Origin of the sequence: Pedobacter sp. CG_S7 (assembly GCF_040544395.1) — a bacterium.
Classification (GTDB): Bacteria; Bacteroidota; Bacteroidia; order Sphingobacteriales; family Sphingobacteriaceae; genus Pedobacter.
In genome coordinates this window covers 51,608-69,875 of record NZ_JBEONS010000003.1, presented here as the reverse complement: position 1 = coordinate 69,875, position 18,268 = coordinate 51,608, and the positions used below count along the sequence as shown (strand labels likewise).

Here is an 18,268-nt window from a genome sequence, read left to right as displayed (position 1 = left end):
TAAACGCAATAATACCACCAAATATTTTGAGTAAGCCTGTCTATTTATATTTATTAACTGAATCTTACTTATATTTGAGCTAGATATATAAAAATTGAACATGTTTTTTTTTAACCGTAAAACCAGTTTGCATACAGATTTTTCAGCCATTGGTGTTGACATGCACTCGCATTTAATACCGGGGGTTGATGATGGCGCACAGGATGTGGAAGAGAGCATCGAATTGATTAACGGCTTAAGGGAGCTGGGCTATACGCACTTATTTACCACCCCGCATACCTTGGAAGACTTTCACCCTAATACCAAAGAAAGCCTGCAAAATGGCCATGCGTTATTAGAAGGGCATATTCCTGCCGGCATCAATTTAAACCTTTCTTCTGAATATTATCTGGATGAAGCTTTCCTGGTGCAATTGGATGCCAATGCTTTAATGCCCTTACCCGGAAACCGCTTGTTATTTGAATTTAGCCAGATCGTGAGACCGAATAACCTGGAAGAGGTGATTTTTGACCTTACCGTTCGTGGGTATCAACCGGTTTTGGCCCACCCAGAACGTTACTTGTTTTTTCACAAGCAGTTTGATTATTTTAAAAGAATAAAAGACATGGGGGTTGAGCTGCAGGTGAATGCGCTTTCCTTAACGGAGCATTACGGCAAAGGGGTAAATGCGGTTGCAGAGAAATTGATTGAAAAGGACATGATCGATTTTATTGGCACGGATATTCACCATGCCAAACACCTGGAAGTTTTGAAGCGTGTGCCCGGTAAAAAACATTTCGCCCGTTTGCTGGACAGTGGCTTATTGAAAAATCAAAGCCTGATTTGATCGTAATTGCGGGAAATGTTAGGCTGCTCTTCTACCACCGCAGCTTCTTTATTGTTTTGCAACAGGGGTTTAGCCCATACATAAACAAGAACCAAAGGTAAGGTGCTGCACAAAAATAATAGGGTAAAGTGCGTAGGGTATAATATAACTGCCAAAATAATCAGCAACTGTAAGGCGGCATAAATACCTGAAATCAATAAATGTGACCACTTTTGTTCATTGGCTAGTATTTGATAAAAATGCAAACGGTGTGGCTCAAAAATGTTCTGTCTTAAAAACAAGCGATGGATAATGGTCAATACCGCATCTACTCCATAAACCGACAGAAATAAAATATAAGCAAAATGACCGGAACTGATGATCAGCTGCATTAACAGCATGATTATCCAGAGGGCGATGGTTACACTGCCTACATCGCCTGCAAAACACTTGGCCTTAGTTCTGAAATTAAATAAGAGGAAAACTGCGCTCGCCAGCATAGGCAACCAGATCAGGTCTGCTGCTATAAAGGGAAACTGCTTTAGATTGACATACTGTAAGCCTGCTAAAACAACTAAACTATAGCTTCCTGTAATGCCATTGATGCCATCCATAAAGTTATAAGCATTGATAATGCCAATGACAAGGATGTACAAAATTGGAATCAGCCAGATGGGCTGGCTGAAATATAAACCAAAATAATAAAACAATAAGCTGACTGCCGCAAAATGAAATCGGACCCGCATATTCCTGCTTAACGTAAAACTATCGTCTGCAAAACTGATGCTGCCAATGATAAACAAAGCTAAAATAGGCTGCCAATAACTGGGTTCGAGAATTACTGCCGCTAGTGCAGCCAGGAGATAAATGATGCCTCCTCCCCTGATGGTGGTCTCACTATGTGAACTCCGCTCATTGGGCTTGTCGATGATATTGTAGTAGTCTGCAATGCGGAAATACAACAGCATGGAGGCATAAAAAAACGGCAATAAAATTAAATAAATCATATGTTGTAATCTCTTGCTGGTGCTTTTATTGCATCATATTTCTCAAACTTCGAGTTCTTGCTCAAAAATTCAGGTACAATGGTTTTCATTTGCACCACCACTTTTTGGTTATCATTGATGGCGGCTTCTGCTAGTAAATTATGAATCTGTTTTTCAATTTCGTTAAATACATAGACCCGCACCTTTCCAATCATTATTTTTTCGTGATGGGTGGCTATCGTATTTTCATTGTCATTCAACAATTCTTCATACAACTTCTCTCCTGGCCTTAAGCCTGAATAAACAATTTTTATATCTTTATCGGGAATAAGTCCTGCCAAATGGATCATTCTTTTGGCCAAATCTACGATTTTTACGGATTTACCCATATCAAAGATAAAAATCTCTCCGCCCTTGCCCATACAGCCGGCTTCTAAAACCAACCTGCAGGCTTCTGGGATGGTCATAAAATAACGCGTAATGTCTGGATGGGTAACCGTTACCGGGCCGCCCTGCGCTATCTGATGTTTAAACCGCGGGATAACCGAGCCATTTGACCCTAATACATTGCCAAAGCGTGTGGTAATGAATTTAGTGATCGGCTTAACATCGCCACTGTTTAAAAAACTTAGGCCATTGTGAAAAACCATATCCCTTTTGTTGAGGGAATTGTTAAGTGATTGTACATAGATTTCTGCAATCCTTTTGGATGCCCCCATGATATTAGTGGGGTTAACGGCTTTATCCGTAGAGATCATCACAAACTTTTTAACGCCATATTTTACGCTGAGGTCGGCAATGGTTTTAGTACCGGATACATTCGTTTTAACGGCTTCTGCTGGGTTATCTTCCATCATCGGCACATGTTTATACGCCGCTGCATGGTAAACGTAGTCGGGATTAAATGTTTGAAACATGTGTTCCATCCGCTGCTTGTCTTTTACATCGCCAATAACAGCCTGGAAGTTTTGCTGCCCGTAACGTTCTTCCAATTCCAGCGTTAAATCGTGCAGTCCTGTTTCATTCTGATCGCACATAATGGTCAGCCCAATTTCAAACTTCATCAGCTGCCGCACAATTTCACTCCCAATTGATCCTGCTGCACCGGTAATTAATATGGTTTTCCCTTTTAACTCTTCCTTAATGCTGGCAATATTGATCTGGATCTGTTGCCTGTCTAGCAGGTCTGCAATGTTAATGTTTTGTATCTGCGCGGTTTTAACCACCCCATTGGTCCATACGTCTGCTGCCGGAATATTCAATACCTTGATATGGTTCTCCAGACAAAGGTCTACAATTTCATTCTTGCGTGCTATGGGTATGGTATAACTGGCAAAGACGAGCTCGTCAAACTTATGGCTTGCAATGAGTCTCTCTAACTTTGCCGCATCCATAATCTTGGTGCCTTCTATGGTTTTACCCCATTTACGCGGGTCATCGTCTACAAAGGCACAAATGCTTTTGTTTAGCTTTGAATCATTATTAAAAGCTCTTTTAGTCGCTAAACCGGCATCGCCAGCGCCATATATAATTATGCTCACTTTATGTAGGCTCATGTTTTTAGCATACATAAAGAAATACTTAACGATGATTCTATAGGTGATTAAAAATAAAAAACTGATAAGGGAGTAAATAATAATAGAAACCATGCTGATAATGGAAGTACCGCCAAAGGAGATCAAAAAGGTATTCAGCACAAAAAGAAGGAAAGAACTGGCTAAAACAGACGACAAGATCCGGAAGGAATCTTGACTGGAGGTATACCTCACGATGCCTGCATAGGTTTTAAAGCTTGCAAAAACAATGGTATTGATAACCACCACTGCAATGGTCGATTGATACAAAGCCAGCAAAATAATAGCCTCGATATGGAGGTTGTGACTTAAAAGTATTGCTAGTAATAAAGCAAAAACTGTCAATCCTATATCAATCAAAAAGATAAGCCAACGGGGTACAATTTCTATCTTTGAAAACATTTTACTTTCATTTTTCTAAATCGGCTATCCTACATCAACAATTGAACCAATTTAGTTAAAAGCTGCTCATTACCCCACAAACGAATCTTTCTAAGTCCTCGTCTGCTAAATTTGACCCGGATGGTAGACACAAACTTTGCTAAAATATTGCTCAAACCAAATCTGCCTGTCGCTTTGCCACATAAAATTTAATTACATAATTTGCTAGACGTTAAAAATCATTGTAGCTATTCCTGAACGAAGACCGCAAACCGATATTAAAAATTTGTTGTTTATCTGTATACTGGGAGTTACTCTCTTTTCTATGGGTATAGCCTATTTCTATACGAAGGTTGTTCTTTGGATTTAAGATGTAGGCAACCGTTGCTTGCGCATAAAAAAGGTTGGTTTTTAAGCCATGACCAATATATACGCCTTCTTCAGTTGGACGGAGATCATAGGGCTTATAAATATCCTTTCCATAACTTACGCTGTCTACGTCTAAACCATAGGTGGCTTTTGTTAACTGCAATCGCGCATCAAAATTCTTATACCTATAATTAATAATACTTAAATATTCTTTAAAATTAGCACCATAAGGATGTGCTAAGGGTTGCCCAAAATGGCCATAATTGGTAAAATGAGTCCTGGAAGAATAGGAATAAGGTCTCACTACATTCATTTCCAGTTGCGCATTTAATTTGTTGACCTTAAAGACATCAAATCCTTTAATACCCAATTGCCCCCCTTGCTTATTTGCCCAGTGACCTCTGCCAGAGAATATATCTTTAATTCTGAATTCATTGATCATTAATTGTCCATAAGCCACATAGCGGTCTGCTATTTTATAACTTCCATTAAAGCCATATAATGCTTTATCTGGAGATCCGTTTGCAAACTCTGCAGATTTTAAAAACATTAGCGGGACAAAGTAACCGAACTCAGACTCTCGGGCCCACATCACATTCTGAAATAGACCTAAACTCAGTCGCTTGTTCACATTATAACTGAGGTAATGAAAAATACCATACTTTTTAGGATAGGGGGATTGAGTTTCATCATAAGGGGTATCCTGAAAATCAATAAACTGCGCAAACATCGCCATGTAACGCACCTTGCCTAAGGTTCCGGTTGCTTTTATAAAGGGATAGTTATAGGTGTTATCTGATAAAAAGAGGGAACGGTATCCATCGCCAATAAAATTCTTATCATAGCCCAATTGTAGATTTAAATATTTAGAAGCGGTATAGGATAATGTTGCTCCAGATTGACTAAAATCTATAACACCATCTGGTTTAACATAGCCCTGACCGGGTGTGACCCTGTTCTTTGTTATAAAATCGGTTATGTAGGCGGGAAACTTCGCCTGATTTTCAAAAAAATGACTGGTAAAAGCAAATTTCTTTCCAATCCGACCACCTAATTCAATACCCCTTGTATTGAGCGATAAATTATTTCCATCCTGCTTGCCTATTTGAAGATCGGGTAAAAAATCCAGATAGAAGGAATACTCATCAGTTTTAACTTCTACTAAATGCTCCAGGAATAATTTTCTATAGAACCAGTTTTTACTTTGCCATGCTTTCCTTTCGGGATAAAGGGAGCGCAGCAAGCTGTCCTGACTTACACTATCTGTGCTCAGTTCATTAGTAATGTATCGTTGTAAAGCCGTATGATTTTTTCCAGCTGTATCAAAGTATATTTTTCTTCCCAACTTTAACTGGAGGTCCTGACTTAAAGGGAGCAATTCGGACTGCGCATTTGCAGAAATAAAGGCTGTAGCGAATAATAAACTTAAAGATAGTGTTATTAATAGGCGGCTTGAACTTTTATACATGTATATGGTTAATTTTTTACTATTTTATCTAGAATTGTATTCCCAAATCGACCTTTATGGGCTGCGTCTCTTTCTTTATTTTAATTATAAAAAGCAAAACCTGGTGAATTGATTTTGCCTGGTGAATTGATTTTGGTAAATAAAACTTTTTTATAACGTTCAATATAAATAGACATTGCCCCATTTACTGCAATAATAATAAAAATCAGCATCCCAATCAATCCCGTGTTGCGAATAGAGCATAGATAGTGCCAAACCACATGACTTAAACCAACAAATAGTAAGCGGTGGTGGGCAGGGTTACGCTCGGACAACTCCAGAAATGGAGCATAAAAAGATCAGCAGAAAGGTGGCTAATGCATTTTTGAATTTCATAATAACAACAGAAATATATATTATTCAAAATTTCAGACTTTAGACTTTGTTCTATATAATGGAGATAAAACTATCGTAAAATGATTGTCTTTTTATACTTTAACTGATAATGGCTAACAAAAATACTTATATTACTTATCAAAAAAACTTGTATATCTTTTAATTAAAGAAAATATATAACAAAAACCATACAAATGTCGACAATTATGATCAGCTTAAAACAGTATATTAATCATTTAATCTTTAACCCTTTCAGAACCGGAGTAGGGCGCCATCCCAATAACCGAATAGCTTTATTATCGTCAAAAGTTAGATCTGACAACATTTTATTAATTTTATTGGAATTAATTGGAGCGTTCTTTCCTAAAAAATCTCCAACTTTACTAAGGAAGTTTACCACCCAAAGCGGAAGACTTGAGGGTTCTGATTTATTAAGTTGCGTGGCGATTAGTGCTGCCAACTCTGAAAATGATGGATGGTAACCATCAGTTAAATGATAAACGCCCCCTATTGAAGCAGCTTTTGGAATAATTGCAGCAACATCTTTCGCAAGCACTATACTTTTTTTAGCATTCCCACCAGCAATATTAAAATAGTATCCCTTCCTAATACCATTAATCATAATGCGAAGGTTTCCTGGAGGATTCAAACCAGCTACTAAAGGTAATCGTAATATAGTACATATTACATTATTCTTTTCACACCACGTCTGTACCAATCGCTCCGCTTCTATCTTGCTTTTACCATAAGGATCATTTGCTTCCAATTTAGAATCTTCTTTAATCAGCCTACCATTTTCTTTGCCATAAACAGCTACCGTACTGATAAATACAAATGATTGAGGTAAAGTAGGTGCCTTTAAAAGTGCTTGAAGAAGGTTATTCGTTCCTTTAACATTGACATCAAAAAACTCTTGTTTTTCTGCTGTTGTTTTCGGCACACAATGCGCTTTACCTGCGCAATGGATCACGATATCAACTGATGGCAATTCAGTAATATTATCATTCAAATCAAACTTTAAATCAGCATTTGATCGTCCTAGTGTGATGATTTGATCAAAACACAGTACTTTAAGGATTTCACCACCCAAAAAACCTGAAGCACCTGTTAATAATATTTTCATGCTCTATTCTGAAAAAACCAACCCCATTTATTAAAATAAATAAAAGCTCCATGTAAAGAATAACACATAAGTTTCCAATTTTTATGAGAACCTTTTGCAAAGTGATGATAGACTACTGCTTTCGGATAATAAGCAGTTTTGGAAACCTCTAAAAATCTCCTTGTTAAATCTGCATCTTCAATATACATAAAAATCCGATCATCGAAAAAACCAACCTTTTTTAGCGTTTCTGTTCTTAAAAACATAAAACAACCCGATAAATAAGGAATATCAAACATTGTTTCATTATAATTTTTATTCCTATATTCATAAGCATCCATCCTTTTTTTAAACCAATTTTTCATAAAGTTTGGCATAAATCTTCTGGCAAAAAGATCAAAAGGTGTGGGATTGGTTTTACAAAGATATTGTATTGATCCATCAGGAAATAATATTTTTGGCATAACATGTCCAACTTCTGGTTGTTCCTCCATGAAATCAAATAACTTCTCTAAATTCCCTTGTTTAAAAAATATATCAGGATTGAGAACCAAATGATAAGTCGCCTGCTCTTTAATGGCCATTGTTATAGCAATATTATGTGCTGCACCAAATCCAGGGTTTGCAGGATTATGCATATAATGAACCCTTGGATCTACACTAATATCTTTCAATAACTCAGTTGGAGAATTATCGATTAAAAACAGCTTTACGTTTAAACTTGTATTCAAAAAGCTTTGAATAGCCTCATTTAACAATAGACGGTCGTTCTTGTATAATACAATACATGAAGTAATATCAACATTCTGTTTTATAAATTTTTTAATTTCAGTCATTAGCCCTCAAATCTCGTTAAAGTTTTTTTAACACTTCTATTAACAACTTCAATTAATAAATCAATTCTAAACTTTACTTTAGTCATTAAACTTTCATTACTAGTAAAATCCTCACTCAATACAGTTGTATTACTATTATGTCTTCTATATATAATTAATCTATTATTAATAAATATAGGTTTAAAATACAATTCTGCCATTATCCCTATCCACATATCATGCATAGGAATTTTCTTAGGAAAAGGCAAAATAACCGCTAAAATTTCCCTTCTAAAAGCCATACAACATCCTAAATAAGAATTTTTCATAAAGTTCTTAAATAAACCAGAACGTGAATTCCTCCATTCAAAATAAGAATCTTTTACAACCTTTAAATTGGAATCGCCAATTATAGCATTACTTACTACCAAGTCATGATCCTGCAATGCATCCATCATGGTGGATACTTTTCCTTCTAACCAGACGTCATCTTGGTCTGAAAGAAATATTATTGAACCAGTAGCATTATTAATAGCATTTTCAAAATTAAATATAGGGTTCTTGAAGACCTGTTTTTCCAAAACAATTATTCTCTTGTCATTGAAGGATCTTATAATTTCGAGTGTATGATCAGTTGAAGAGTCGTCAGAAATGATTATTTCATCTCCTATTTTTAATTGGCAAAGTATAGATTCTAATTGTTGATAAATATATTTTTCTCCATTAAATGTAGCAATGCAAACTGAAATTTTTTCGTTCATATAAATTTTGAATAAAAAATTTTAAAAAAGTTAAAATTCATGAAATGGAAACTTAGCTTTAGTGACCTTAAACCTAAAGTAATGCAATATTGAAACCATAATAATTTGGATTTAGCAGCCATTTTTGCATCTGTACAATAAATAACAAATCTGTTTAGTGCTTTGTTCAGATCAGTTTTATCTGTGCTGGCTAATTCATGCAAACAGACTAAATCAATAAGAAAATAACTTTTATAATACTTCTTAAATCTATTAATAAATTCAAAATCACTAAAATACAAACGAATATTTTCATCATAACCACCAGTCTGTTTAAATGCATGAATATTAAGTAATAAACCACTATTCAAAAAGTTGACATCCTTAAGACTGTTTACACCCATTTTGAATTTATTCTTATGGAAACCTTTATGCATATAGTAATTACAAGGTGAATAAATTTTATCATTGAATTTCAAACATGGTGCAAACAACTTAATTTCTTGATTTTTAATTGCGGCATTTAAGTATATTTCCAAAGCATTTTTGGGCAAAAAGGTATCTTGGTCTAATAGTAAAATAAAAGATTTATTATTTTGAAAGGCATATTCAACAGCAGAATTATAAGCTTTACTTACACCCGGATTGCTGGGATCGTGTATATATTTTATGTTTAAATACTGAAAAAAATTTTTACTGTTTTGATTAAGATTATCTAGTGAATTATCATAAATTAAGACGTCTGTTAATAAGCAATTTTGATTTAAGGAGATAAGTGATGAACTTTCTTCAAGTCGCAAATTATATAAAACCACAACCACCAAAAGCTTATTTATTTCATGATTTGCCATAATTAAATATAATTTTTGGGATTATTAAGGCGTAGTAATCTCATTGTAATCAGAGTGAAAACAAAAATCATTGGAAAAAAACAAATAATTGAAAAACATTTAAGAACCATTGTAGGCATATCCTGAAAAGCATATATAATATTTATGGAAAAAAGAGTATATATTACACCAAAAAAAATATGTTTTGGCATAAGATAAAATAATTTATTCCTTAAAAACGACAAAAACAACCCCAAAAGAAAACAGTAAGCCATTTGCGTGCCATAATAATTAAAGTAAAGCATAGCAAAATAATTATATCTAGGATTTGGCCCAGAAGGAACATCTCCATAATGATATGAACTGACTGCAAACCCATTATCAATAGGTAAATCTACCCATGGCACAATCCTAAACATGCCAAGTGGATCTTTGAAAAGCTGCAAAACCGGACCTCCTTTATCATGCAATTGTGTAATTACATCATTTGGTAAAGTGAGGTAATAAATATCACCAAATGAGACAATTCTTTTTCCCAACACCAATAAAGAACTGGAAAAATCAGAATTGCTGCCTATAGTGGTTAGTTGAATCGCTATTACTAAAAAGATCAAGGCAATAGAAGCAAATAGCAGTATTTTTTGCAGCTTAAGTATTTTATTAATTTGATTGGTTATAGCGCTTCCTCTCAACTTTAGCATGAAAATGTTTAAAATAAAAAGATAGTAAATAAGAAATAAAAGATTTGTTTTATTTCCTGATACGATCATAGCAAAAACCACAAACAAAAGGTAAAAAAAGTTATAGACACTTCCATAGTAGGTGTTTCTTGAATAAAACATCCTATAAAACAAAAGAAATATTCCAACACAGCTTGAAACATCAAGGAGGCGACCAAACAAACCAAATCCTGAACCTCCTGAATAAGTTGTGAGTCTACTCTCCATAAAAATTGGAAGGCCAACAACAAGATAAGTTATAACTTGGGAAAGTATGTGTAATATGCTTGCCCAATAAAACATTATAGTCATAAAATTTTCATCAAACACACTAACTGACTGAGGGTTAGTGGCTGTTTCTATCTTCAAGTAATCTTTAAAGCCTATTATAGGTTTAAAAACAAAAAAGCCACTAATGAAAGCGAACTCAGTAAGTATAAAGGAATAAAAATAATGAGGCTTGATTTCATGAAGATAATAAAGAAAAAAAACAATTGCATTTGCTAACCCTGAGGCAACAAATATTAAAAACATAGGGTCAAACAAAGACAATATATAACGCCTATAAATCAAAAGATAAAGTAAAACAAATGCTAATGAGAATAGAATTAAGCTATAAAGATTATCTTCAGCTAGAAGAAAAAAATCAAAATAATTCATGAATTACAACTTTAGCTCTCACTTTGAGATAAATAAGGGATAATTTAATGATTTGTATTGATGCTAAAATCCGGTAATGAAAACTGGGAAACTGACTGAAATTTTTAATAAACGAAATAATTATAGAACTAAAAATTTTATAATTTAGTGCATTTGAAGCATTTGAATTATGAATCCTATAAAGTGAAACTGTTTTATCCCAAAATAAGATCTTGCCTTTACAGGCCGCTCTTTGAAAAAAATACCAGTCTTCTGCAGCTAGATTTTCAGGATAAAAACCAACAAGGTCATAAATTTTTTTATTTAAAAACAATGTCGCCCCGGAAACACCTAGTCCAGTAATAGTTTGTTTAATTAAACCATCAATACTATGATAATTCTTTTTATCCACACGATGATGTTCCATGGAACTTTCACCTATCCTTTCACCATTGGCATTAATTACTGCGGCATCACTCAGCAAGACTAATTTATCAGGATTATTTTCTAATATAGTTACCCTATCTTTAATGGTATTATTAATTAATAAATCATCACTTGGTAACCAAACAATATATTTACCTCTGGCTTTTAGTATTAGCTCATTTGCGGTAGCACAAACGCCTTTATTTGATCTGAAAAAATATTCTGTTCGAATTAAACCCCCATTTTTTTTAATCCATTCTTTAACAATCTGTTCTGAATTATCGGTTGAACCATCATTGATAATAATTAATTCCAGATTCGTATATTCTTCCTGCAATACGCTATCTAATGATTCTTTAATATAATTTTCATGATTATAAAGTGCTGTTAAGATTGAAACTAATGGTGTATTATTCATTTTTATAAAAAATTAGTTCTCGAAAATTAAAGACCATATAAACAAAATAGATAAAATAATTAATTGCAAATGCGATAGTCAGCCCCGATAATCCAAATAAATCAACACAAATATAACCTAATATAAGATAGATTAAACTAAATACAATTTCGGTAATGATGAAAAGCTTTGTCATTGCTTTTGCAAGCATAAGATAAGCTATGATCCAGGCTGCGATTTTAAAAAAATCGCCCACTAGCTGGAAAAAAAATAACTTTTCCATTTCCATAAAATCTGGGGTATACAATATTTTTATAATTAAAAACCTTAAGAAAAAAATCATTATACATCCAAATAACACTGTTGGTAATATAATTTTATATCCATAAAATATTTCCTTACGCAAATCCTTATTGGTTTTTAATGAGGAAAGCCTTGGCAGATAATACGTACTTAAGGCTGTTGTGATTAAAAGCAAGTATCCATCTGAAACACGCATTACACCTTGCCAGTATCCAGCCGAATCCACACCAATTTTAGTTATTACCATATCTCTAAGCACCATTTGAACAACAGGCGCCGTAAATACTGATACCAACGTCATAATGCTATAACCCCCTAATTTTTTTGCAAGAGAAATATCAAAAGGCCGTTTAAAATATGACCAAGAAAACCAGTTACTTTTTGCCACGAAAAATAGAGTGACAAAAAAAATGACAGACTGGGATAATACAATCGAATATAGTGCTCCTTGAATTTTATAAAAAAAAACGAGTACAACAGTAAACAGAAGCCCAATAACACTACTTGCTGAATTCACTACCGTATACTTTTTTATTTGCTCTTTTCCATTTAAAATGGATATTAATAACGTATTTAGAGAATAAAAAATAATAGTTAAGCCTAATACTGTTATGGCATTCGTATAAATTGGAGACTTCAAAATTAATTCTGAAAGATATTTAGACAGGCCAAGTAAAATCACTCCTATGAATAAGGAACAAGATATAGAAATTCGTAAAGCTGTACTGAAAAGTTTTTTCAATTTATATTCAGAACCCTTAAATTCTGCCGTATATTTAACAACTCCCGTATTTATTGCACCATTGGAAACGGTTAAAATGATTGTCATGAAATTTGTAAACTGACCAATTATAGCAACACCAGCAGGTCCAGTAAACATAGCAACTGCTTTTACCGCAATAAAGCCAGAAGCAATCCGGATAAAAGTTATAATTGCAGCAAAAAAAGTTGTTTTTATCAGTTTCACGTAATTCGATTAATAAAGGTTTATAATGCTGATTATTAAATCAACATCTCCTTTTGTCATCGTTGGCCCCAATGGCAAACTCAATACTTCTTTATGGATTTTTTCGCTTATTACGAAATTCAGATCATTTAATTCCTTATAGGCTTTTTGCTTATGGGGGGGAATAGGATAATGAATAACAGTTTGTATACCATTAAAATTAAGGTATTTTTGCAAAGCCAATCTGTCTTCTGTTCTGACCACAAACAAATGCCAAACATGGCTTTCCTGTTCTTTAATAATTGGCAATACAATCTTATTGTTTTTAATTTCATTAATAAATCTATTTGCAATTGATCTTTTTAAAGCGGTATCTTCATCCAAATGCTTAAGCTTAACATCTAAAAATGCTGCCTGAATTTCATCAAGTCTGCTATTTACACCTTTAAAGAAATTTTCATATTTCAGCGTGGATCCGTAATTTATAAGAGCTCTCAGTGTTGATGCTAATTCTTCATCATTTGTTGTAATTGCACCACCATCTCCTAATGCACCTAAATTTTTTCCAGGATAAAAACTAAATCCTGATGCATCTCCAAAACTACCTGCCATTTTCCCATTAGCAGAAGCACCATGCGCCTGAGCACAGTCCTCAATAACTTTTAAATTATATTTTTTAGCTATTCTTAGAATTACCTCCATTTCTGCAAGCTGGCCATAAAGATGAACTGGTAATATTGCCCTTGTTTTAGTAGTTAGGCTTTTCTCAATTAATAAAGGATCAATATTAAAAGTTTTTAAACAGGGCTCAACCAAAATAGGGATTAAGTTATTAGCAGAGATAGCAAGAATACTTGCTATATAAGTATTAGCAGGCACTAAAATTTCGTCTCCGTCTTTAAAAACACCCATTTCCTTATAGGCTCGAATAATTAAGACTAATGCGTCTAAACCATTAGCTACGCCTATAGCATGCTTAACACCACAATAATTTGCGAAGTTTGATTCAAAATTCTTTAATTCTTCACCCATTATAAACCAACCAGAATCAATAACACGTTCGAAAGCCGCCATTAAATCCTGCTTATATTTTTTATTTATGCTCTGTAAATCTAAAAACTTAATCATTTTATTTTTTTTATAAATCTCGCAGGTGTACCAGCAATTAATGAATAGTCATCAAAATTCTTATTTACGAAACTATTAGCAGCCACCACGCAAAATTTACCTAATTTAACATTTGGCATAATTACTACATTTGCTCCGATCCAGCTGTCATCACCAATAGTGATTTCTCCTTCAATAATGGGATATATTTTTTGCATTTCTGGACTAGCATTTGGGCCTGAATCCACCATAATATTAACATTTTGAGCAATACTTACTCTTTTTCCTATGTTCAATTTCGCTTTATATCCATTAAGAATCGTATTCATTCCAATATAAGTACCATCCCCAATTTCCAATTGATATTCAGCAGAACCAAATATGGAGCATCTTTTCGCAATTTTAACCCCTTTGCCAATTTTCACATTATTGAATGATGTACTGGGGTCAATAAATACATCTTCTCCTAAAATTATATTTGATGTCTTCATAACGATTTTATTTAATATTGAGATAAAAATCGATTAGTATAATAAAATAATCAAGATCTACTTTCGAAAGGCGGTGATGACAAGGAATAAAAAATGAGCTTTCCCCATAAAAAACACTAGATTCAACTCCATTTGCATAAAAGAAATTTTTCAAATCCCCAGTATCAATATGATCCGGCACTTTAAACATAAACACTCCTGGCACAACTCCTTTCGCTAATTCCCCGAACCTAGTTAATAAACCATATTTTTTAAATTCTTTTTCAAGATAGTTGTAATTCGCACGGCGGAGATCAGAGAACTGATCAACAAAACTAAGGTAGGGACTAATTACATTATTGATATATAACAGATCTTCACTTGGCAATTCTTTGTAAAGTTCGAGATTATTTCTAAAAGCCAACATGCCTCCTATTTGGATAGGAAAAAACTTTGGAAAACTATAGATTACAAAATCACCGACATGACCAACAATACTATTTTTAGACTGGGAACTAAATGAATAAGCGCAATCTTCAATTATTGGTATATTGAAATTCCTTAACTCTTCCATACCACCGAAAGGAAAACCAAACTCATGATTAACAAATATAACCTTTGTTGAGGAGGTTACTTCACGATCCCATTTACAGAATTTTTCTATTTCCCTCGTAACACATCCACTTATATAAAAATTCTGACTAGTGGTTAAAATGCTCACTATATCATTTGGATTTAAATTCAGACTCTGCAATGCCATATTTAAAGCAGCTCTGCCATTCGTTGTATATAAAAATTGCAAATCTTTATGCTTATTCTTAAAATAATCACTTGCACAACTAGATGAAGGAAATTCATTGTTCTCCTTTATATCTGTGTTGCAGAAAGGACTAAGCTTATAACAAGGCTTCAAATAAGGATCAGGATTAATAATATTACCTTTATACAGCATTTAAAACTCTTTTAAAAAAGTGAATTTTGGTGTAATTGTACAGCCTATACTTTCTTTGAACTCGCAAAGGCCATAGTTCGGTTGACTTTCTTCAGTTGAAATACCAATATGGACATACTTTTTACCATTATTATAATAATATTCAAAAATCTTATGAGTAATAAAATTCATTGGTTTTAAAAGTCCAAAACCAGGCTTATCCCCCCAAAAAGGAACATACATGATTGAATCTGTTGCATGAAAAACAATTGCTGATGCTATACTCACCCCATCTTGAAGTACAAGAAAAAAATCGGTTTTGATAATTTGAGAAGTCGCAATTAAATTTTCGAGAGTCATATTTAATGGTTTCCCTTTAGATTCTCTATTTTGCTTTATAACATCATAAACTTCATCAAGCCTATCTATGTCACATTTCACAAATTCAAAATCTTGTTTCAAGCTAATTTTCATGTTTTTCTTAGCATTGTGCCAAATATTTTCAGCATAATTTTCTACCTTCTTTAAATTTATATAAAAATCTAAATCAAGATTTGCAACCTTATAATTACCCCTGTAAAAAACGTTAATCACTTTAGACAGAAAAGTTTCATTATAAAATAAAGGTGGAAGTAGAATTTTTATGCCTTTTAGTCCATTCTTAATAACATATTGTTCTAACAAATTGACAGCAGCTTCAATACTTGCAATTTGAACTTCTTGTTTCAAAAATGAAAAGCCCCCGAATGGTGCAGAGAAAGGAGATATTAAATATCCATTATTTATTCCGCCTATAAATCCTAATCGAAATTTAGAATCTTTAAATAAAAAATATTTAACTTCACTACATTTATTCTTATTTAAATCGTTGAAGTCTGCCGTATTAAAAATATGAAAGGGTATACTAAATATTGATCTGTAATCAACAGCATTTGAATCAATTATTTCCATTTTTTAAGTTTAAAAAGCTATTATAATCACGTATATAATCATTTTCAGAATACTTCAATGAGGCTAGAACAAGTAAAACAGACCCTGATGAAAAGTTAACTAAGTCTCGCCATATTCCAGGTTTTATATAAAGACCATAATAAGGCCGATTCAGTGTGATGCTTTTTTTTGTAACACCATCATCGAGTATAACATCAAAACTACCGCTTGCAGCAATAATCAATTGTTCAAGCTCAAAATGTGCATGTGCACCTCGCATCTCACCACCCGGTATATCATACAAATAATAAACTCTTTTAATATTAAATGGGACCTCAACTCCACTATTAATTGCAGTAAGATTACCATCCCGGTTATGAATTTTAGGTAATTCTATTATTTTACAGTCTAATACTGTGTTTTTATTTAAATACATTTAATAGTTTTAAATATGCTTCCTTATCATAAACATAATCAGTTACGTCAAAAGCTGTACTGCTTACCACTAATGCCAATGAATTTGTTGAAAAATTATCCATTTGCCGCCAAATCATATTAGGTATATATAAACCATAATAAGACCTATTCAAATTAATCCTTCTTTCATTAACTCCATCACCGATTATTACATCCAAACTCCCTGAAAGCGCTATGATTAATTCATGCTGGTTTTTAAATGCATGCCCACCTCTTGTAGAACCCCCTGGAACGTCGTATATCCAATATACTCTTTCCATCTTAAATGGGATATGATTGTCTTCTTCGAGAAAGGAAAGATTCCCCCGCTCATCAAATATTTTAGGTAATTCAATAATTTTCGCTAAATCAATTAACATTATGGTTTATTTAGTCACAACTAGTAATATTCTTTTTAGAAACAAGAATATTACACTTAAAAATCCAAAAAGAAACCCACCTAATACTAGGCCTTTTAGATACCCGAATTTTTGTTTATCTAACGGTAAAATAGGCTGATCAATTACTTGAATTAAGGGCGTTTCTTTGCGTAATGCTATTTTTGATAATTCCAGGTTTTTTACTAATTCACTTAAAATAGTTTTATTAATCTCTGCGCTAAACTGATAGCGTTGTACTGGTGCTCTTAAAGACTGCCTAATTGGGTTAAGATTTGGAGTTGCATCCAAAGTTGCAGCAGATGCATTAATTGAGTTATTCATGATTGCCATCACAGAGTCAGTCTTTTGCTGTAGAATGATTATGTTATCCAATGATTTCTTTGTTCTTGTTTGTATATAAAAATCATTTACATTTTTTACAATCTGATCATTAAATGCTTTAGAAAAAAACTCGTCAGTACCTTTTACGTCCGCCCTAATAATATTTAATTTTTTATCCGGCTTGGACACAACCAAATATTTTTTGTTTATTTCAACTACAATTGTTCCTATAAGACTGTCCATTAATCGTTTTGAAGCCAATGTAGGGGTATCTATGTTTTTTCGAACTTGGAACTGGATATTTTTTAAAGGTAATTCTTCATCAAGCCATTTTTCTTTAAGCCCATTGAAATTTATATAATGATCTACCAACAATTCCTTTTCACCTTTAAATATAACCTCGGTTAATAAAGTTTTCTGAATCATTGATCGTGACTTATACAATTCAAGAATATTATCACCCTGAAAAATTCCACCTCCATCTCCACCTAAATCAATACCCGCCATCGATGCTAAACCTCCTAAGCTACCTAATGCACCACTCTTATTTCCCTCTTCTAAAACAAAAGTTGTAGTCGCTGTATAAACAGGTTTCGTAAAATACACGAAAACAAAACCAAGCAAAGCACCAAAAGTAATAAAGGAAATTATTATTAACCATTTAGATAACAGATAATTTATCAATTCTTGCATCTTAAGAATAACACCTTTCAATGAAACTTCTTCTGAATTAGTTGATTCATTTTTTATAATTTCTGGATTCATTTTTTGTATGAA

18 protein-coding genes are annotated in these 18,268 nt (G+C 33.2%); 1 reads left to right on the top strand and 17 read right to left on the bottom strand.

The features are described from left to right. Positions 1-100 precede the first annotated feature (100 nt). The gene (locus AAKU52_RS03240) at positions 101-826 is read left to right on the top strand and encodes a tyrosine-protein phosphatase (protein ID WP_354330174.1); all 726 of its coding nucleotides are present in this window, start codon (positions 101-103) and stop codon (positions 824-826) included. Here AAKU52_RS03240 and AAKU52_RS03235 read toward each other — a convergent pair. From AAKU52_RS03235 to AAKU52_RS03155, 17 genes are all read right to left on the bottom strand, one after another. Continuing rightward, complete coding sequence (locus AAKU52_RS03235; protein ID WP_354330172.1) at positions 811-1,812, bottom strand: MraY family glycosyltransferase; 1,002 nt, start codon at positions 1,810-1,812, stop codon at positions 811-813. The genes AAKU52_RS03240 and AAKU52_RS03235 overlap by 16 nt on opposite strands. After that, complete coding sequence (locus AAKU52_RS03230) at positions 1,809-3,767, bottom strand: SDR family NAD(P)-dependent oxidoreductase (RefSeq protein WP_354330170.1); 1,959 nt, start codon at positions 3,765-3,767, stop codon at positions 1,809-1,811. The genes AAKU52_RS03235 and AAKU52_RS03230 overlap by 4 nt, the downstream gene beginning before the upstream one ends. Positions 3,768-3,978: 211 nt before the next feature. Further along, positions 3,979-5,583 carry a hypothetical protein gene (locus tag AAKU52_RS03225; RefSeq protein ID WP_354330168.1) on the bottom strand — a complete coding sequence of 535 codons (1,605 nt, stop codon included), beginning with the start codon at positions 5,581-5,583 and terminating at the stop codon, positions 3,979-3,981. A gap of 607 nt (positions 5,584-6,190) precedes the next feature. Beyond that, on the bottom strand, positions 6,191-7,081 hold the full coding sequence (locus AAKU52_RS03220; protein WP_354330166.1) for an NAD-dependent epimerase/dehydratase family protein: 891 nt from the start codon (positions 7,079-7,081) through the stop codon (positions 6,191-6,193). Further along, positions 7,078-7,896 (bottom strand): glycosyltransferase, encoded by an 819-nt coding sequence (locus tag AAKU52_RS03215; RefSeq protein WP_354330164.1) that lies wholly within the window; start codon positions 7,894-7,896, stop codon positions 7,078-7,080. The genes AAKU52_RS03220 and AAKU52_RS03215 overlap by 4 nt, the downstream gene beginning before the upstream one ends. Next, complete coding sequence (locus tag AAKU52_RS03210) at positions 7,896-8,636, bottom strand: glycosyltransferase family 2 protein (protein WP_354330162.1); 741 nt, start codon at positions 8,634-8,636, stop codon at positions 7,896-7,898. Before AAKU52_RS03210 ends, AAKU52_RS03215 begins: the two co-directional genes overlap by 1 nt. Further along, positions 8,633-9,466 (bottom strand): glycosyltransferase, encoded by an 834-nt coding sequence (locus AAKU52_RS03205; protein WP_354330160.1) that lies wholly within the window; start codon positions 9,464-9,466, stop codon positions 8,633-8,635. Before AAKU52_RS03205 ends, AAKU52_RS03210 begins: the two co-directional genes overlap by 4 nt. Before the next feature lie 2 nt (positions 9,467-9,468). Further along, the gene (locus tag AAKU52_RS03200; protein ID WP_354330158.1) at positions 9,469-10,824 is read right to left on the bottom strand and encodes a hypothetical protein; all 1,356 of its coding nucleotides are present in this window, start codon (positions 10,822-10,824) and stop codon (positions 9,469-9,471) included. After that, positions 10,811-11,647: a glycosyltransferase gene (locus AAKU52_RS03195; RefSeq protein ID WP_354330156.1), complete on the bottom strand. Its 837-nt coding sequence runs from the start codon at positions 11,645-11,647 to the stop codon at positions 10,811-10,813. Before AAKU52_RS03195 ends, AAKU52_RS03200 begins: the two co-directional genes overlap by 14 nt. Continuing rightward, positions 11,640-12,896, bottom strand: coding sequence for an O-antigen translocase (locus tag AAKU52_RS03190; RefSeq protein ID WP_354330154.1), 1,257 nt, complete (start codon positions 12,894-12,896; stop codon positions 11,640-11,642). The genes AAKU52_RS03195 and AAKU52_RS03190 overlap by 8 nt, the downstream gene beginning before the upstream one ends. A 9-nt stretch (positions 12,897-12,905) precedes the next feature. Continuing rightward, positions 12,906-14,003, bottom strand: a complete 1,098-nt coding sequence (locus AAKU52_RS03185; protein ID WP_354330152.1) for a DegT/DnrJ/EryC1/StrS family aminotransferase — start codon at positions 14,001-14,003, stop codon at positions 12,906-12,908. Continuing rightward, positions 14,000-14,473, bottom strand: a complete 474-nt coding sequence (locus AAKU52_RS03180; RefSeq protein ID WP_354330150.1) for an acyltransferase — start codon at positions 14,471-14,473, stop codon at positions 14,000-14,002. The genes AAKU52_RS03185 and AAKU52_RS03180 overlap by 4 nt, the downstream gene beginning before the upstream one ends. A 7-nt stretch (positions 14,474-14,480) precedes the next feature. Then, positions 14,481-15,404 carry a DegT/DnrJ/EryC1/StrS family aminotransferase gene (locus AAKU52_RS03175; protein WP_354330148.1) on the bottom strand — a complete coding sequence of 308 codons (924 nt, stop codon included), beginning with the start codon at positions 15,402-15,404 and terminating at the stop codon, positions 14,481-14,483. Continuing rightward, a complete protein-coding gene (locus AAKU52_RS03170) occupies positions 15,405-16,334 on the bottom strand; it encodes a GNAT family N-acetyltransferase (RefSeq protein ID WP_354330146.1) in 930 nt (309 codons plus the stop codon). It abuts the gene before it with no gap. Further along, positions 16,321-16,749: a sugar 3,4-ketoisomerase gene (locus AAKU52_RS03165; protein ID WP_354330144.1), complete on the bottom strand. Its 429-nt coding sequence runs from the start codon at positions 16,747-16,749 to the stop codon at positions 16,321-16,323. The genes AAKU52_RS03170 and AAKU52_RS03165 overlap by 14 nt, the downstream gene beginning before the upstream one ends. Continuing rightward, the gene (locus AAKU52_RS03160) at positions 16,736-17,149 is read right to left on the bottom strand and encodes a sugar 3,4-ketoisomerase (RefSeq protein WP_354330141.1); all 414 of its coding nucleotides are present in this window, start codon (positions 17,147-17,149) and stop codon (positions 16,736-16,738) included. The genes AAKU52_RS03165 and AAKU52_RS03160 overlap by 14 nt, the downstream gene beginning before the upstream one ends. A gap of 6 nt (positions 17,150-17,155) precedes the next feature. After that, on the bottom strand, positions 17,156-18,256 hold the full coding sequence (locus AAKU52_RS03155; RefSeq protein ID WP_354330139.1) for a Wzz/FepE/Etk N-terminal domain-containing protein: 1,101 nt from the start codon (positions 18,254-18,256) through the stop codon (positions 17,156-17,158). Positions 18,257-18,268: the final 12 nt, after the last annotated feature.

Bases quoted from the DNA above. Each gene is read 5' to 3' on its own strand.
- AAKU52_RS03240 (WP_354330174.1), top strand. From the start codon at position 101: ATGTTTTTTTTTAACCGTAAAACCAGTTTGCATACAGATTTTTCAGCC.
- AAKU52_RS03235 (WP_354330172.1), bottom strand. From the start codon at position 1,812: ATGATTTATTTAATTTTATTGCCGTTTTTTTATGCCTCCATGCTGTTG.
- AAKU52_RS03230 (WP_354330170.1), bottom strand. From the start codon at position 3,767: ATGTTTTCAAAGATAGAAATTGTACCCCGTTGGCTTATCTTTTTGATT.
- AAKU52_RS03225 (WP_354330168.1), bottom strand. From the start codon at position 5,583: ATGTATAAAAGTTCAAGCCGCCTATTAATAACACTATCTTTAAGTTTA.
- AAKU52_RS03220 (WP_354330166.1), bottom strand. From the start codon at position 7,081: ATGAAAATATTATTAACAGGTGCTTCAGGTTTTTTGGGTGGTGAAATC.
- AAKU52_RS03215 (WP_354330164.1), bottom strand. From the start codon at position 7,896: ATGACTGAAATTAAAAAATTTATAAAACAGAATGTTGATATTACTTCA.
- AAKU52_RS03210 (WP_354330162.1), bottom strand. From the start codon at position 8,636: ATGAACGAAAAAATTTCAGTTTGCATTGCTACATTTAATGGAGAAAAA.
- AAKU52_RS03205 (WP_354330160.1), bottom strand. From the start codon at position 9,466: ATGGCAAATCATGAAATAAATAAGCTTTTGGTGGTTGTGGTTTTATAT.
- AAKU52_RS03200 (WP_354330158.1), bottom strand. From the start codon at position 10,824: ATGAATTATTTTGATTTTTTTCTTCTAGCTGAAGATAATCTTTATAGC.
- AAKU52_RS03195 (WP_354330156.1), bottom strand. From the start codon at position 11,647: ATGAATAATACACCATTAGTTTCAATCTTAACAGCACTTTATAATCAT.
- AAKU52_RS03185 (WP_354330152.1), bottom strand. From the start codon at position 14,003: ATGATTAAGTTTTTAGATTTACAGAGCATAAATAAAAAATATAAGCAG.
- AAKU52_RS03180 (WP_354330150.1), bottom strand. From the start codon at position 14,473: ATGAAGACATCAAATATAATTTTAGGAGAAGATGTATTTATTGACCCC.
- AAKU52_RS03175 (WP_354330148.1), bottom strand. From the start codon at position 15,404: ATGCTGTATAAAGGTAATATTATTAATCCTGATCCTTATTTGAAGCCT.
- AAKU52_RS03170 (WP_354330146.1), bottom strand. From the start codon at position 16,334: ATGGAAATAATTGATTCAAATGCTGTTGATTACAGATCAATATTTAGT.
- AAKU52_RS03165 (WP_354330144.1), bottom strand. From the start codon at position 16,749: ATGTATTTAAATAAAAACACAGTATTAGACTGTAAAATAATAGAATTA.
- AAKU52_RS03160 (WP_354330141.1), bottom strand. From the start codon at position 17,149: ATGTTAATTGATTTAGCGAAAATTATTGAATTACCTAAAATATTTGAT.
- AAKU52_RS03155 (WP_354330139.1), bottom strand. From the start codon at position 18,256: ATGAATCCAGAAATTATAAAAAATGAATCAACTAATTCAGAAGAAGTT.